The organism is Pseudomonas sp. FP2335, from assembly GCF_030687535.1.
Taxonomy (GTDB): domain Bacteria; phylum Pseudomonadota; class Gammaproteobacteria; order Pseudomonadales; family Pseudomonadaceae; genus Aquipseudomonas.
Window position 1 is genome coordinate 4,791,028 of record NZ_CP117437.1, and the last position, 14,681, is coordinate 4,805,708.

14 protein-coding genes are annotated in these 14,681 nt (G+C 61.0%); 8 read left to right on the forward strand and 6 right to left on the reverse strand.

What is annotated here, in order from left to right:
• Nucleotides 1–13: 13 nt before the first annotated feature.
• Entirely contained in the window at nucleotides 14–862 is an 849-nt protein-coding gene (purU, locus tag PSH81_RS21550) for a formyltetrahydrofolate deformylase (protein ID WP_226456261.1), read from the reverse strand.
• 349 nt (nucleotides 863–1,211) lie between these two features.
• Here purU and mvaT point away from each other — a divergent pair, with 349 nt between their 5' ends.
• The gene (gene mvaT / locus PSH81_RS21555; RefSeq protein ID WP_005790963.1) at nucleotides 1,212–1,586 is read left to right on the forward strand and encodes a histone-like nucleoid-structuring protein MvaT; all 375 of its coding nucleotides are present in this window, start codon (nucleotides 1,212–1,214) and stop codon (nucleotides 1,584–1,586) included.
• A 90-nt stretch (nucleotides 1,587–1,676) separates the two neighbouring features.
• Here mvaT and sbcB read toward each other — a convergent pair whose 3' ends face one another.
• Nucleotides 1,677–3,104: an exodeoxyribonuclease I gene (sbcB, locus tag PSH81_RS21560; RefSeq protein ID WP_226456262.1), complete on the reverse strand. Its 1,428-nt coding sequence runs from the start codon at nucleotides 3,102–3,104 to the stop codon at nucleotides 1,677–1,679.
• Between the two features lie 167 nt (nucleotides 3,105–3,271).
• On the opposite strand from sbcB, the gene PSH81_RS21565 reads away from it, so the two are divergent.
• Genes PSH81_RS21565 through PSH81_RS21590 form a run of 6 tightly spaced genes read left to right on the forward strand, consistent with a single transcriptional unit; the run spans nucleotide 3,272 to nucleotide 9,945 of the window.
• Nucleotides 3,272–3,964: an RDD family protein gene (locus PSH81_RS21565; RefSeq protein WP_226456263.1), complete on the forward strand. Its 693-nt coding sequence runs from the start codon at nucleotides 3,272–3,274 to the stop codon at nucleotides 3,962–3,964.
• Entirely contained in the window at nucleotides 3,961–4,941 is a 981-nt protein-coding gene (locus tag PSH81_RS21570; protein ID WP_305391451.1) for a stage II sporulation protein M, read from the forward strand. Before PSH81_RS21565 ends, PSH81_RS21570 begins: the two co-directional genes overlap by 4 nt.
• Entirely contained in the window at nucleotides 4,928–6,457 is a 1,530-nt protein-coding gene (locus PSH81_RS21575; protein WP_305391452.1) for a DUF4129 domain-containing protein, read from the forward strand. Before PSH81_RS21570 ends, PSH81_RS21575 begins: the two co-directional genes overlap by 14 nt.
• Nucleotides 6,454–7,614 carry a DUF4350 domain-containing protein gene (locus PSH81_RS21580; RefSeq protein WP_305391453.1) on the forward strand — a complete coding sequence of 387 codons (1,161 nt, stop codon included), beginning with the start codon at nucleotides 6,454–6,456 and terminating at the stop codon, nucleotides 7,612–7,614. Before PSH81_RS21575 ends, PSH81_RS21580 begins: the two co-directional genes overlap by 4 nt.
• Nucleotides 7,611–8,606 carry a MoxR family ATPase gene (locus PSH81_RS21585; RefSeq protein ID WP_192299467.1) on the forward strand — a complete coding sequence of 332 codons (996 nt, stop codon included), beginning with the start codon at nucleotides 7,611–7,613 and terminating at the stop codon, nucleotides 8,604–8,606. The genes PSH81_RS21580 and PSH81_RS21585 overlap by 4 nt, the downstream gene beginning before the upstream one ends.
• A gap of 7 nt (nucleotides 8,607–8,613) precedes the next feature.
• Nucleotides 8,614–9,945 (forward strand): DUF58 domain-containing protein, encoded by a 1,332-nt coding sequence (locus PSH81_RS21590; protein WP_305391454.1) that lies wholly within the window; start codon nucleotides 8,614–8,616, stop codon nucleotides 9,943–9,945.
• A 60-nt stretch (nucleotides 9,946–10,005) separates the two neighbouring features.
• Here the strand turns inward: PSH81_RS21590 and PSH81_RS21595 are convergent, their stop codons facing one another.
• Both PSH81_RS21595 and PSH81_RS21600 read right to left on the reverse strand, forming a co-directional pair.
• Complete coding sequence (locus PSH81_RS21595) at nucleotides 10,006–10,365, reverse strand: PilZ domain-containing protein (protein ID WP_192299469.1); 360 nt, start codon at nucleotides 10,363–10,365, stop codon at nucleotides 10,006–10,008.
• Nucleotides 10,366–10,591: 226 nt separating this feature from the next.
• Nucleotides 10,592–10,966, reverse strand: a complete 375-nt coding sequence (locus PSH81_RS21600; protein WP_192299470.1) for a tetratricopeptide repeat protein — start codon at nucleotides 10,964–10,966, stop codon at nucleotides 10,592–10,594.
• A 173-nt stretch (nucleotides 10,967–11,139) separates the two neighbouring features.
• Between PSH81_RS21600 and pyk the strand changes: the two genes are divergently transcribed.
• On the forward strand, nucleotides 11,140–12,591 hold the full coding sequence (pyk, locus tag PSH81_RS21605) for a pyruvate kinase (protein ID WP_192299471.1): 1,452 nt from the start codon (nucleotides 11,140–11,142) through the stop codon (nucleotides 12,589–12,591).
• Between the two features lie 167 nt (nucleotides 12,592–12,758).
• Here the strand turns inward: pyk and PSH81_RS21610 are convergent, their stop codons facing one another.
• A complete protein-coding gene (locus PSH81_RS21610) occupies nucleotides 12,759–13,508 on the reverse strand; it encodes an enoyl-CoA hydratase-related protein (protein ID WP_226456269.1) in 750 nt (249 codons plus the stop codon).
• A 30-nt stretch (nucleotides 13,509–13,538) separates the two neighbouring features.
• The gene (locus PSH81_RS21615) at nucleotides 13,539–14,471 is read right to left on the reverse strand and encodes an iron-sulfur-binding ferredoxin reductase (protein ID WP_226456270.1); all 933 of its coding nucleotides are present in this window, start codon (nucleotides 14,469–14,471) and stop codon (nucleotides 13,539–13,541) included.
• Nucleotides 14,472–14,681: the final 210 nt, after the last annotated feature.

Sequence of the window (14,681 nt, forward strand, 5' to 3'; positions counted from 1 at the left end):
CACCACTCGGTGATCAGAACACCACAGTCTTGTTACCGTGAACCAGCACGCGGTCTTCCAAGTGGTAACGCAGGCCACGGGCCAACACCATCTTCTCGACGTCACGGCCGAAACGCACCATGTCTTCGATGCTGTCGCTGTGGCTCACGCGGACCACGTCCTGCTCGATGATCGGGCCGGCGTCCAGCTCTTCGGTCACGTAGTGGCAGGTCGCACCAATCAACTTCACACCACGCAGCGATGCCTGGTGATACGGCTTGGCGCCGACAAACGACGGCAGAAAGCTGTGGTGGATATTGATCACCTTGCCAGCGTAGGCACTGCACAGCTCCGGCGGAAGGATCTGCATGTAGCGCGCCAGCACCACGACGTCGGCTTCGTGCTGCTTGACCAGGCGGGACACCTCGGCGAACGCCGGTTCCTTGTCCTGCGGGTTGACCGGCACGTGGTAGTACGGGATGCCATGCCACTCAACCATGCTGCGCAGGTCGTCGTGGTTGGAAATCACGCAGGCGATCTCGCAGTCCAGCTCATCGCTGTGCCAGCGGTGCAGCAAGTCCGCCAGGCAGTGGGATTCGCGGCTGGCCATCAGCACCACGCGTTTTTTCTGCTCGGTGTCGGTGATGTGCCAGGTCATCGAAAACTCTTCGGCAATCGGCGCAAACGCCTCGCGGAAGGCATCAAGGCCAAAGGGCAGCGAGTCGGCACGAATCTCGTGACGCATGAAGAACCAACCGCTGAGATTGTCCGAGTGATGGCTCGCCTCGGTGATCCAGCCGTTGTGGGAGGCCAGAAAGTTACTGACTTTGGCAACGATACCAACCCGGTCCGGGCAAGCAATCACCAGCCGAAAAGTGCGCATTAGGGGAAAACTCCAGAACTTCGCAAAGGCCGCCATTCTAGCCACTACGCAGAAAAACTGCAGTATCCGTCGAGGCTTATTCTGGTGGCCTGGCAGCGATACGCCCCTTAATAGCGTAAGGTTTTACCAGCGCTATATGAACGTTCACGCGCAAAATCGGGCAATTATGCTTTTCTTACGTAGATTATCTTTGCCGCGTATGCCCTATTAATTAACTCCAACGCATTGCATTGCCACAAACATTCAACGCAATTCACATAAATACACCCTTAAATGTTTACTTGAGGATTTGGCCTGACTATTATTGACCCACTTCCTGTCAATCAGCGCTCTACATAAGGTAGTCCACATGTCCCTGATCAACGAATACCGTGCCACCGAAGAAGCTATCAAAGAGCTGCAAGCCCGCTTGAAGAACCTGTCCCAAGACGACAAGCTGCAAACTGAGCTGGAATTCGAAGGCAAACTGCGCACCCTGATGGGTGAATACTCCAAGTCCCTGCGTGACATCATCGCGCTGCTGGACCCAGAGTCGAAAGTTAAGGCTCCACGTGGCGCCGTGAAAACTACCGGCACCAAGCGTGCTCGCAAGGTCAAGCAATACAAGAACCCACACAACGGCGAAGTGATTGAAACCAAAGGTGGCAACCACAAGACTCTGAAAGAGTGGAAAGCCAAGTGGGGCGGTGACGTGGTTGAAGGTTGGGCTACCCTGCTGGGCTAAGCCCCATCGGGCTGCGGCCTGATACGCGACACTTTGAAAACGCCAGCTCGCTGGCGTTTTTTATTGCCTGAAAATACTCTAGGGCCCCGATTACAAATTGAACCGGGCCGCTAAAGCGTCGGCATATTCCTGCCACTGCGCCAACACCTGCAACTGATACGGCGTGGCACTTGCCGCCAACTCCAGGCGTGCCTGATTAAATCCCTCAAGGGTAATCGGCGCGCCCAGCTCAGCGTCCGACAAACGCTGCTGGCAAAATAATTTCCAGCGTTGTTGCTCCTCGTTATTCAAGGTCTCGGGAAAGTTGCGCGCACGGTAGCGAAATAATAATTCGGGCAGGCGATGATCGTCGAACGGCCACTGCTGATGTGCTAGTTGCGCAGGTTCAGCGTTGCGTACTTGTTCACATAAGCGCCGATCGCGATCGCCGATAAAACCATCATAAAGCTGCTGCTCCGGGTCTGTTGTCGGCGCAAATTCCTCCTCGGCATAAATGCTCGCCAACTTGTCGCGCCAAACTTCCTGTGCGTCAGTTAGCCGCAGCGCGCGCGCCTGGTAACTGTCCATATCCAAGTGCAAGCGTTCACGATCTTGCGCCCGCAACACATTCAACGGAGCCACCACCGGGCAGCGATTGATGTGCAGCAATTTGAGGGGCACAGGCAGTTCCCCGTCAGCGAGTTCGTCACGCCGCGTGTAGAGGCGCTGACGCAAGGTTTCGGCATCAAGGTCCAGCAAGCCTTGAGGGTCGAGACCCAGGTCACAGACAATCAACGCATTGCGATTGCGTGGGTGCCAAGCCAATGGCAACACAACGCCCAGGTAATGACGCTCGGCCGAAAAACGTCCGGAGATATGCACCATCGGCTGCAATAGACGCACCTGGTCCATCACCCGCTGTTTGCTGCGCAACTGGAACAGCCAGTCATACAGCTTGGGCTGTTTCTCCCGTACCAACCGGGCCAACGCAATGGTTGCACGCACGTCGGACAAGGCATCGTGGGCCTGGCCATGATCAATCCCGTTGGCGGCGGTCAGGCGTTCAAGCTTGAGCGTGACACGGCCGTCCTGCTGTGGCCATTCGATACCTTCCGGACGCAAGGCGTAGGCGGTGCGCACCACGTCGATCAAGTCCCAGCGACTGTTGCCGCCTTGCCACTCGCGGGCATAAGGGTCGAAGAAGTTGCGATACAGGCTGTAGCGCGTCATTTCATCGTCGAACCGCAAGGTGTTGTAACCGGCCCCGCAAGTACCGGGGGCAGCCAGTTCGGCGTGCACCCGTGTCATGAAATCGGCCTCGGCCAAGCCTTTTTGCGCCAGGATGCCGGGGGTGATGCCGGTAATCGCACATGCAGCAGGATGCGGCAGGATGTCGTCGCTGGGTTGGCAGTATAGGTTGACCGGCGGCCCGATCTCGTTCAGTTCAAGATCGGTGCGGATACCGGCGACCTGAAGGGGGCGATCGCTGCGCGGATTGATGCCGGTGGTTTCATAGTCGTACCAGAAAATGGAGGTCACGGGCTGTTCCTGTGCTGAAGATCGGCAAAGTCTAGGCGCTGCAAGGCATTCGAAGCCAGCGCCATCGACCCTGTACAAACATCCAGTAAAACCTTGAATGGTTGCTTCCAGCGCCGACACTGCTAGCATCCGTCTCTCTCAGCCACACTGCACTGCCAAGGATCGCGATGCCATCAGCCCCATTGGACACCCGTTACCAGATCGAGACCCCGGAGGGCATCGACCTGCCGTTGCGCCCAGCCGGCCTGGTACCCCGTGCATTGGCCTTCGGGTTCGACCTGGGCCTGCGTGGGCTGGTCATGGGAATCCTCGTCGTGCCCCTGGCGCTGCTCGGCAATATCGGCATCGGCATCGGTTCGCTGCTGCTGTTCCTGGTCAGCTGGTGGTACATGGTGCTGTTCGAAGTGCTCAACCAGGGCTGCTCCCCAGGCAAGCAGGTGATGGGCTTGCGCGTGGTACAGGATGACGGCACGCCCATCGGCTGGTCCGCCTCGTTGATCCGCAACCTGCTGCGCTTTGTCGACATGCTGCCTTTCGGCTACTTTCTCGGGGCCATCAGTTGCCTGCAGCACCCCCATTTCAAACGACTCGGCGACCTCGCCGCCGGTACGCTGGTGATCTACCGCGAGCATCCCCTGCCCCGTCCCAATGTCCCCGCAGCTGCGGCCTTGCGCCTGCCCTTTGCCTTGGACCTCAGCGAGCAACGCGCCATCCTTGGCTTTGCCGAACGCCAGGGTGAGTTGTCGGCCGAGCGGGTCCACGAACTGGCCTCCATTCTCGCCACGCCCCTGCAAGTGTCACCGGCACGTGCCGCCGAACAACTCAACGGCGTGGCTCGCGGCCTGTTGGGGCCAATATGAAACAGAGCCTGTTCGAAAGCCGTTACCAGCAGCAATGGCATGCCTTCGCCGAACAACTGACCCAGCTGGAACAAGGCAAGGCCAAGGCCGCTGACGTGACCGACTTCCCCCACCAGTATCGGCGCCTGTGCCAACACCTCGCCCTGGCTCAGGAGCGCGGCTACAGCAGTTATCTGGTGGACCCCCTGCAACAACTGGCCTTGCGTGGCCATCAACAGCTCTACCGCCATCGCAGCCAATTGGGCGCAAAGGTCCTGAGTTTTATCCTGGCCGACTTCCCACGCCTGGTTCGCGCGCAGTGGCGCTTTGTATTGGTTGCCAGCCTGCTGTTCTTCGGCAGCCTGGCCGGTGTAGCACTGCTGGTGTACCTGTTTCCCGACCTGATCTACAGCATCGTCAGCCCCCAGCAGGTAGCCGAGATGCACAGCATGTACAACCCCGAGGCCAGCCGCCTCGGGCGCGCGGCCGAACGTGCTTCCAGCGAAGACTGGATGATGTTTGGCTACTACGTGATGCATAACATCGGTATCGCGTTCCAGACCTTCGCCGCCGGTTTGTTGCTGGGGCTGGGCAGTGTGTTCTTCCTGATCTTCAACGGCCTGATCATCGGTGCGATCTCCGGCCACCTCACCGAAATAGGCTTTGGCCAGACGTTCTGGTCCTTTGTGATCGGCCATGGCGCCTTCGAACTCAGCGCCATCGCCCTGGCCGGCGCGGCGGGACTGCAACTGGGCTGGGCATTGATCGCCCCGGGTCAACTGACGCGAGGCGAATCCCTGCGGCTGGCGGCGCATCAAAGCGTGCAGATGCTGTGCGGCGTGATGGTGTTCCTGCTGATCGCCGCGTTCATCGAAGCCTATTGGTCTTCCACCACCAGCGTTGCGCCCTGGCTCAAATACCTGGTGGGCACCCTGCTCTGGTTGCTGGTGGCCGCTTACCTGATCTTTGCCGGACGGACTCGCCATGCGCCTGAGTAATGCCAGCGTAGTGATCCGCCCCCGCACGCCATGGGAAGCCATGGACCTTGGAGTACGGATGGCCCAGGAACATCGCTGGCTGCTGATGGGCAGTTGGGCGATGGTGACCTTGCCGGTTTTCGCGTTGCTGACCGCACTGTTCTGGAAGTATCCCTCCACGGCTCTGTTGGTGTTCTGGTGGCTGAAGCCGGCCTTTGATCGTCTGCCGCTGTATATCTTGTCGAAAGCCCTGTTCGCAGAGACACCCAGCGCCAGGCAGGCCGTCAGCCAATGGCCGCGACTGCTCAAAGGCCAGCTATTGGCCAGCCTGACCTGGCGGCGACTCAGCCCGAGTCGCAGCTTTTTGATGCCGGTCAGTCAACTCGAAGGCCTGGATGGTCCCGACCGCCAAAAACGCCTGGGCGTCTTGCAGCAACGCAGCGCCTGGGCCGGACGCTGGCTGACCATTATTGGGGTGCATCTGGAAATAGGCCTGTGGTTCGGCTGCATGGCCCTGTTCTATCTACTCATCCCCCAGCAGCTCGAACTGGATTGGGACTGGCAACGAATGGCACTGGCCACGGGTTCCGAGGGGCTCTGGCTGGAACACCTGGGCAATGCCTTCTATGCCCTGATCCTGGTGTTCTGGGAGCCGATGTATGTCGCGTGCGGCTTCAGCCTGTACCTCAACCGCCGTACCGTGCTGGAGGCCTGGGACCTGGAGCTGGTATTCCGCCGCCTGCGCGAACGCCTGAGCAGCGTAGTGCCGTTGTTGGTGCTGGTGACGGTGCTGGCCCTGAGCCCATTCAGCGGCCCCGCCATGGCCGAGGACGCCTCCCCGCCCAAACAAGTGACAACCCAGGCCGCCAGCCAGTCGATCAAGACATTGCTGGAGAAGCCACCGTTCAAAAATCCGGAAACCGTCACGCGCTATCGTTTCGGCGATGAGAAACCCGCCACTAAGAGCAAGGCACACGGAGACGGCAAGCTGCCGGCCTGGTTGCGGGCATGGCTGGACAACCTCAACGGCAATACCCTCAAACACGTCGCCTTGGGCATGGAAGTGCTGCTGTGGAGCCTGTTGGCCGCCGGTATTGCCCTGCTCATCTGGCGCTATCGCGATTGGCTGCACGCCTTTGTCAGCCGGCGCCGCTCACGCCAACCAAAACCCGCCAAACCGATACCCACGCAACTGTTCGGCCTGGAACTGGGCGTCGAGACCTTGCCCGACGACATCGCCAGCACGGCCGAGCAACTTTGGCCCACACAGCCACGGGAAGCACTCGGCCTGCTCTATCGAGGCTTGCTTAGCCGGTTGCTGCATGACTTCAACCTGCCACTGAAAAGCGCCGATACGGAAGGCCAGGTCCTGGAACGCATCCATCGGCTGCAACAGCCGCACTTGCTGGCATTCAGCGATGAGCTGACCCGGCACTGGCAAAACCTCGCGTACGGCCACCGCTTGCCCCCGGCCCAGGCTCAACAGCAACTGTGCAGTGATTGGCGCACCTTGTTCAACGCGGGGGCAGCCCGATGAAACGGACTTTACTGTGGGTCATCGTAGCGCTGCTGACGTGCCTGCTGGGGGCAGGCCTTGTCTATGTCGGAAACAAAGCGATCCCCTACGATGAAGTCATAGACCGCGGCCCCTCACCCGAGGCCGCAGCCAACCCCTACCTGGCAGCGGAACACTTTTTACGCCAGCAAGGCCTGGGCGTCGAACACGCCAATAGCCTTGAGAGGCTGAAGACCCTGCCAGCCAAAAACAACAGCCTGCTGTTGCTGGGCGAGCGCAGCAACATGACACCACGCCAGGCCGAGCAGCTGTTGGACTGGGCCAGGTCCGGCGGCCATCTGCTATTGGTGGCTGAAGCGCTCTGGGATGAAGAAACCGGCAACAGCGGCGACTTGCTGCTGGATCACCTGCAGATTCACCAGGCATTGAGCGACGAACCTGACGAGCCCGTACCTGCGCGAAAACAGAAATCGCCAGACCTGACCAAGCTCTATGTCGACAACGAAACCGCACCGGCCTATTTCAGTTTCGATACCGACTTCAACCTCACCGACCCCAAGCATCTGGCACAGTTTTCTGCCAATAGCGCCCAGTCCAGCCACCTGATGCAACTCAATCTCGGGCATGGTCGTGTGACGGTGATCACCGACAGCGACCTGTGGAAAAACCCGAACATCGGCAAGCACGACAACGCCTGGCTGCTGTGGTATCTCAACCAAGGCACCGCGGTGACCCTGCTGTTCAACAGTGACGTGGACAACCTGTTCACCCTGTTGCTGCGCTACTTCCCCCAGGCGTTGGTGGCACTCGCTGCGCTGCTCGCCCTGGCACTCTGGCACGTCGGCATGCGCCAAGGTCCGATACAAGCGCCGGCCCCCAAGGCGCGCCGGCAACTGCAAGAACACCTGAACGCGAGCGCCGACTTCCTGCTCCGCCGCGGCGGCCAGGGTGCTTTGCTGCGTGCGTTGCAGCGCGACATCCTGCGCGCCGCAAGGCGGCGTCACCCAGGTTTTGAACACCTCGACTCCGCAGAACAGCAGCAGGTGCTCGAACACCTGACGCGCCAACCTTCTCACGTCATCAGCCAGGCCCTCGGCCCCCTCCCGGCAAAACGGCTCACCAGCGCCGATTTCAGCCGTCAGGTGGCCAGCCTGCAAACTCTCAGGAACGCCCTATGAGCGAATATTCCCCGGCAACTGCCCTGACGACCGAAAGCCTGCAAAAGGCCAGTCGGCAGGCACAGGCCCTGCGTGTTGAACTACGTAAAGCGGTCATTGGCCAGGATCAGGTGATCGATGATGTCCTCACATCGCTGATCGCCGGAGGCCATGTCTTGCTCGAAGGCGTTCCCGGCCTGGGCAAGACCTTGCTGGTGCGCGCCCTTGCGCGGTGTTTCGGTGGAGAATTCGCGCGTATCCAGTTCACCCCGGACCTGATGCCCAGTGACGTCACCGGCCATGCCGTGTACGACCTGCACACTGAGCAGTTCAAGTTGCGAAAGGGGCCGTTGTTTACCCATCTGCTGCTGGCTGACGAGATCAACCGCGCCCCGGCCAAGACCCAGGCGGCGCTGCTCGAAGCCATGCAAGAACGTCAGGTCACCCTTGAAGGCGAAGCGCTGCCCATCGGCCAACCCTTCATGGTGCTGGCGACCCAGAACCCGATCGAACAGGAAGGCACCTACCCCCTGCCCGAAGCCGAGCTGGACCGCTTCATGCTGAAAGTCCGCATGGACTACCCCGATGCGCAACAAGAGCTGGACATGGTGCGCGAAGTGACGCGCTCATCCCGCGCCGACATGCTTGATGTACAGCCCCTGCGTACCGTGTTGCAGGCTGAAGATGTGCTGCAATTGCAACAGATCGCCAGCGAACTGCCCCTCGACGAGCAGGTACTCGACTATGCCGTGCGCCTGGCACGCGCCACCCGCAGTTGGCCAGGATTGACCATTGGCGCCGGCCCCCGGGCGTCCATCGCCCTGGTACGCGGCGCCCGAGCCAGGGCCCTGTTGCGCGGCGGTGAGTTTGTCACCCCGGATGACATCAAGGGCTGCGCCCTGGCGGTATTGCGCCATCGGGTGCGTATCGCCCCCGAACTGGACATCGACGGATTGGACGTGGACCAGGTGCTAAAGCAAATGCTCGACCAGATCCCGGCACCTCGGCAATGAACCGCCCATGAAACCGACCCGCCTGCTGTTGACCTGGCTCGCAGTGCTGCTTGGCCTGAACACCCTGCTCGGCGCGGCGACCGCGTTGCAGTTCAAGGTGCCCGACACCCTGTACTCGATAGCCTGGGGCCTGCTGCTGGCGCTTTTGCTGCTGGCGTTGCTGGATGCCGCGCGCCTGCGCCGTCGCCCTTCCCCACGCGTGCAACGGCAGATGCCCGGCAGCTTGGCGTTGGGCCGCTGGGGCGAGGTGCGCCTGACGCTGGAACACGACTCGCCACAGCCCCTGACCGTGCAGGTATTCGACCATGCTCCTGACGGCCTGAGCGTAGAGAACATGCCGCAGTCCATCGCGCTGCGACCGGGTGAACGCAGTGAGCTGGGGTATCGCCTGCGCCCCTTGCGGCGCGGGCATTTCACTTTCACTCGTTGCGAGGTGCACCTGCCGAGCCACCTCGGGCTGTGGGCGGTGCGGCGCTTGATCGACGTCAACGACGCCACACGTGTCTACCCGGATTTCGCCCGACTCTATGGTGCACAGCTCCTGGGAGTGGACAACTGGCTGAGCCAGTTGGGCGTTCGGCAGCATCAGCGACGCGGATTGGGGCTGGAGTTTCATCAACTGCGCGAATTTCGCGAGGGCGACAGCCTGCGCCAGATCGACTGGAAGGCGACTGCACGGCAACGTACACCGATCGCCCGGGAATATCAGGATGAGCGCGACCAACAAATCGTGTTCTTGCTTGATTGCGGCCGACGCATGCGCAGCCAGGACGACGAGCTGTCGCACTTCGACCATGCGCTGAATGCCTGCCTGCTGCTCAGCTATGTAGCCTTGCGCCAGGGCGATGCGGTGGGCTTATGCACCTTTGCCGGTGAACAGTCGCGCTACCTGGCACCAGTCAAGGGCAGCAGCCAGTTGAACCTGCTGCTCAACGCAGTCTACGACCTGGACACGACACGACGCACAGCCGACTACGAGGCCGCGGCCAGCCAACTGCTAGCCCGACAAAAACGCCGCGCCCTGGTGATTGTGGTCACCAACCTTCGGGATGAGGACGATGAAGCTTTGTTGACCGCGGCCAAGCGCATCGGCCGCCAACACCGGGTGCTGGTGGCCAGCCTGCGCGAGGAAGTACTCGACCAACTGCGCCAGATCCCCGTGCAAACCTTGCCCGAAGCCCTGGCCTACAGCGGCACCGTCGACTACCTCAATACCCGGGATGAACTGCATGACCGCTTGAGCGCCCATGGCCTGTCGGTATTGGACACTCCACCATCGGAGCTTGGCCCAGCCCTGGTGACACGCTACCTGGGCTGGAAGAAAGCGGGCGTACTCTGAGAATAGAGCGCACGGCCTCGGCAAGGGGCAGTCCCCAACCGGGCCGACAGCACGCGATAGCTAGGCTGAAGCCTGCAAAGGATCGAAACTGAAGTAATGCATCAATACGCTGATCAGTTGCCCATATTCCTCGGGCGCCTGGAGCACCCTGAACCCGGAATCGTAATGCTGTGGGTTGATGTCTTCATGACTCCACAAGCAGGTCGCCGTCAGGTCAATGGCCTCAAAGGTGTCGCCAGGCACGGGAATCTTCAAGCGCAACTCGAAGTCCGCGTCGACCATCATGGGCAGCAGGCTGATCAACATAAGCCCGTCTGCCGAGACGTTACCCAAAAAGCCGATGGGCTTGTCAGTGAGGCGGTTGAATACTTGCAGAAAACAAGGTAGCTGATGCCGCTCGATCCGTCGGTCGGTAAACATGGTGAGATCGCCATCCAATGGCCATTAATCTGGCCGTGCCAGTGATTCGGAACGAGCGCGTATCTCTCGCTCTCCCTGGATATCGGAGTGACAACATACAACCTTGTGTCACCAGACAACTGCCGAATCCGGGTCCCTCATTCGTTCGAATAGAAACTTGTACAAACGAACATCCGAAGGATAGCCCAAGACTGGCAACGGGCCAGTTATTAAATGACGAATGTCATCACAGCGAGGCCGGGCGCGTCTGGGCGGTGCTTGCTCCAGGGTAGTGTCCTAGCTGTTGCAAGGTATCGAGCCGCGCGCGGGCACGATAGGCGTACTCACTCGACGGATACTGATTGATGATGAACTGATAGGTCTGCACGGCGTCGACAAACAATTTCTGGCGCTCCAGGCACTGCCCACGCAACATCGAGACCTCCGGCTGCACATAACGCCGGGTACGGCTCTCGCGGTCGACCTGGGACAACTCCAGAGTGACGCGCTCGCAATCGCCGACCTTGTAGGCGCGATAAGCGTTGTTCAAATGGTGGTCCATCGACCAGCGGGTGCAGCCGACAACACTGACGGCCAGGGCGGCAACGAGCAAAATTCGCATGAGGGTTCTCCTGTCTTGTGCAATGTATCGACCCCTAGTCGAAAATCTTCAAGGTTGTTCGTAATCAGCCGCCGCGAAAACAAGTTAATCGTCGATAAGTAGTGCAAACGAACAATGACTACAACGAAAGAGCATAGTAGCCTTCCTCAGCGCTTGAACTCAGGAGTCTGTGCATGTCCGTCCGTCGTACCAAAATCGTCGCCACCCTTGGCCCGGCCAGCAATTCGCCGGAAGTCCTCGAACAGCTGATTCTGGCTGGTTTGGACGTCGCCCGTCTGAACTTCTCCCACGGCACCCCGGACGAGCACAAGGCTCGTGCCAAGCTGGTGCGTGACCTCGCGGCTAAGCATGGCCGTTTCGTGGCGTTGCTGGGTGACCTGCAAGGCCCGAAAATCCGTATCGCCAAATTCGCCAACAAGCGCATCGAGCTGAAGATCGGTGACCAGTTCACCTTCTCCACCAGCCACCCGCTGACCGAAGGCAACCAGCAAGTCGTGGGTATCGATTACCCGGACCTGGTCAAGGATTGCGGCGTCGGCGACGAACTGCTGCTGGATGACGGCCGCGTGGTCATGCGCGTCGACACCGCTACCCCGACCGAACTGCACTGCACCGTGATTATCGGCGGCCCGCTGTCGGACCACAAAGGCATCAACCGTCGCGGTGGTGGCCTGACCGCTCCTGCCCTGACTGAAAAAGACAAGGCCGACATCAAGCTCGCCGCTGAAATGGAAGTGGACTACCTCGCCGTGTCCTTCCCGCGCGACGCAGCCGACATGGAATACGCCCGTAAACTGCGCGACGAAGCCGGCGGCACCGCCTGGCTGGTGGCGAAGATCGAACGCGCCGAAGCCGTGGCCGATGACGAAACCCTCGATGGCCTGATCAAGGCTTCCGACGCCGTGATGGTTGCCCGTGGCGACCTCGGTGTGGAAATCGGTGACGCCGAGCTGATCGGCATCCAGAAGAAGATCATCCTGCACGCACGCCGCCACAACAAAGCGGTGATCGTGGCGACCCAGATGATGGAGTCGATGATCCAGAACCCGATGCCGACCCGCGCCGAAGTGTCCGACGTGGCCAACGCCGTGCTCGACTACACTGACGCCGTGATGCTCTCGGCTGAAAGTGCCGCCGGCCCGTACCCACTGGAAGCCGTGCAAGCGATGGCGCGTATCTGCGTCGGCGCTGAAAAGCACCCGACCAGCAAGACCTCCAGCCACCGCATCGGCAAAGAGTTCGAAAGCTGCGACCAGAGCATCGCCCTGGCGGCCATGTACACCGCCAACCACTTCCCGGGCGTGAAGGCGATCATCGCCTTGACCGAAAGTGGCTACACGCCGTTGATCATGTCGCGCATCCGTTCTTCGGTGCCGATCTACGCGTTCACCCCACACCGCGAAGCCCAGGCCCGCGCGGCGATGTTCCGTGGTGTGTACACCGTGCCGTTCGACCCGGCATCGCTGCCGCCGCACGAAGTCAGCCAGGCGGCCATCGACGAGCTGGTCAAGCGCGGCGTCGTGGAAAAAGGCGACTGGGTCATCCTGACCAAGGGCGACAGCTACCACACCACTGGCGGCACCAACGGCATGAAGATCCTGCACGTTGGCGACCCAATGGTCTGAGTGACTGCTGAATGAAAAAGCCCCGACTGGTTCGGGGCTTTTTTATGCCTGGGTTTTTGTGTGGCTGCACAGGACCTCATCGCGGGCAAGCCCGCTCCCACAGTTTGACCGCGATCCCCTGTGGGAGCGGGCTTGCCCGCGATGAGGCCAGACCAATCAGCCAAGCTTCATCGCCCAGTGATAAAAGCCGACAACGCCGCAACCGCCTCCGGCGACCTCAACCGCTGGGTAAACAACGCGCCCTCCTCCTCAATCACCCGCCGCAACTGCTCGCGATCCACGCTTTTCATCAACTGCTTGGTCACCTGCACCGCCCCCGGCGCCAGCGTCTCGAAACGCGCAGCCACTTCCCGCGCCTTGGCCAACGCCGCTTCGCCACTGCCCAGCGCCTCGGTCGCAATCCCCCACGCCGCCGCCTGCTCACCGCTGAACCCCTCACCCAACAGCAACAGCTCTGCGGCCTTCGCATGCCCCAGCAGTCGCGGCAGGATCAGGCTCGAGCCAAACTCCGGACACAGCCCCAGGTTGACGAACGGCATGCGCAACCGCGCATCCCGGCTGACATAGACCAGGTCGCAATGCAGCAATAGCGTGGTGCCGATCCCCACGGCCGCGCCCGCCACTGCGGCGATCACCGGTTTGCGGCAGTTGAGCAGGCTTTGCATGAAGTGAAACGGCGGGCTGTCGAGGTCGGCTGGCGGTTGCTCGAGGAAGTCACCGATGTCATTGCCGGCGGTAAAACACTCGCTGCTGCCCTGGATCAGCACCGCATGAATGGCTGAATCTGCATCGGCCAACTCCAGCGCCTTGGCCAACTGTGTGTACATCCCACGGGTCAGAGCGTTTTTCTTGTCGGGGCGATTGAGCTGCAAGGTCAGCAGCCCACGTTCGCGGTGCTGCAGGATGGCGTCGGTCATGGCGATTCTCGCGGCTGTGGAGTTCAGCGCTCAACCACGGGGCAGGAACACGTCGGCCAGCAGTTGATTGCGCGGCAGGCCCGCCAGGAACAGGCGCTTGGAGAACGCGTCGACATGGGCGGGGTGTCCGCAGAGTAAGGCCAAGGTTTGCCGCGAAACAAGCCGCAGTTGCGCCAATGCCTGGGTCGCCTGCGCCGCCGTCCACAGCTCCACCGTCAAGTTCGGATGCTGCGCGGCCAGCGCTGCCAGGGGTTCGGCCAGGTAATGCCCGGCGACATCATGGGCCTGGTGAATCACGCGGATGGCGCCCTGGTGATCCTGGCGCAGCGCCTCACGCAATACCCCCCACAATGGGCCCAGGCCCGTGCCCGACGCCAGCAGCCACAACGGTCGGGCTTGCCAGTCCGGATCATATTGCAACGCGCCGCCACGCAACTCGCCCAGACGCAAACCGTCGCCGAGTTGCAACTGACGGGCAATATCGGTGAATTCCCCAGGCTGGCGGCAGTCGAGGTGAAACTCCAGGAACGGGTCCTCCTGCGGCAAACTCGCCAGCGAGTAAGGCCGCGCCACCTGCCCCGCCCACACCACCAGATGCTGGCCGGCGCGATAGCGCAGGCCACGCTCCGGTTGCAGACGCAGGCGCAGCACCGTCGAGCTCAACCAATCGACGCCCACGACCTGCGCCGCCAAACCGTCACGCACCGGATCAAAGGTTTCGACACGCAGATCCGCGCTGACTTGGCACTGACAGGCCAACCGCCAACCCTCCTGGCGTTGGGCCGGGCTCAAGGCATCCGGCTGCCGATCGGAAACCTCGCCGGTACACCGCACCAGACACGCATGGCAACTGCCGGCGCGGCAACTGTAGGGCACCGCCACACCCGCCTGATTCAACGCATCCAACAGATTGCTGCCGGTGGCGACCGACCAGTGGCGTTCGCCGACGTGCAGTTCAGGCATATAAAGGTCTCAATCACAGGGGATGGGCACAGGGAATCATGCCTGCGACAGTTTGACCATAGTCGGGTGTATCGGCCACCGTGCCGGGTTATACTGCCGCGCCTTTTTAGCGTCGCGCCTGCACCATTGGCGTGCCTTGGAAAGGTGGCTTCAGCCGACCGATGCACCCCACTGAAGCCACCTTTATTGAATGTTCCCTTATAGAGGAGC

What these genes read in the sequence shown, in the direction of transcription:
- purU (WP_226456261.1), bottom strand. Translation starts at nt 862, where the DNA reads ATGCGCACTTTTCGGCTGGTGATTGCTTGCCCGGACCGGGTTGGTATC.
- mvaT (WP_005790963.1), top strand. Translation starts at nt 1,212, where the DNA reads ATGTCCCTGATCAACGAATACCGTGCCACCGAAGAAGCTATCAAAGAG.
- PSH81_RS21565 (WP_226456263.1), top strand. Translation starts at nt 3,272, where the DNA reads ATGCCATCAGCCCCATTGGACACCCGTTACCAGATCGAGACCCCGGAG.
- PSH81_RS21570 (WP_305391451.1), top strand. Translation starts at nt 3,961, where the DNA reads ATGAAACAGAGCCTGTTCGAAAGCCGTTACCAGCAGCAATGGCATGCC.
- PSH81_RS21575 (WP_305391452.1), top strand. Translation starts at nt 4,928, where the DNA reads ATGCGCCTGAGTAATGCCAGCGTAGTGATCCGCCCCCGCACGCCATGG.
- PSH81_RS21580 (WP_305391453.1), top strand. Translation starts at nt 6,454, where the DNA reads ATGAAACGGACTTTACTGTGGGTCATCGTAGCGCTGCTGACGTGCCTG.
- PSH81_RS21585 (WP_192299467.1), top strand. Translation starts at nt 7,611, where the DNA reads ATGAGCGAATATTCCCCGGCAACTGCCCTGACGACCGAAAGCCTGCAA.
- PSH81_RS21590 (WP_305391454.1), top strand. Translation starts at nt 8,614, where the DNA reads ATGAAACCGACCCGCCTGCTGTTGACCTGGCTCGCAGTGCTGCTTGGC.
- PSH81_RS21595 (WP_192299469.1), bottom strand. Translation starts at nt 10,365, where the DNA reads ATGTTTACCGACCGACGGATCGAGCGGCATCAGCTACCTTGTTTTCTG.
- PSH81_RS21600 (WP_192299470.1), bottom strand. Translation starts at nt 10,966, where the DNA reads ATGCGAATTTTGCTCGTTGCCGCCCTGGCCGTCAGTGTTGTCGGCTGC.
- pyk (WP_192299471.1), top strand. Translation starts at nt 11,140, where the DNA reads ATGTCCGTCCGTCGTACCAAAATCGTCGCCACCCTTGGCCCGGCCAGC.
- PSH81_RS21610 (WP_226456269.1), bottom strand. Translation starts at nt 13,508, where the DNA reads ATGACCGACGCCATCCTGCAGCACCGCGAACGTGGGCTGCTGACCTTG.
- PSH81_RS21615 (WP_226456270.1), bottom strand. Translation starts at nt 14,471, where the DNA reads ATGCCTGAACTGCACGTCGGCGAACGCCACTGGTCGGTCGCCACCGGC.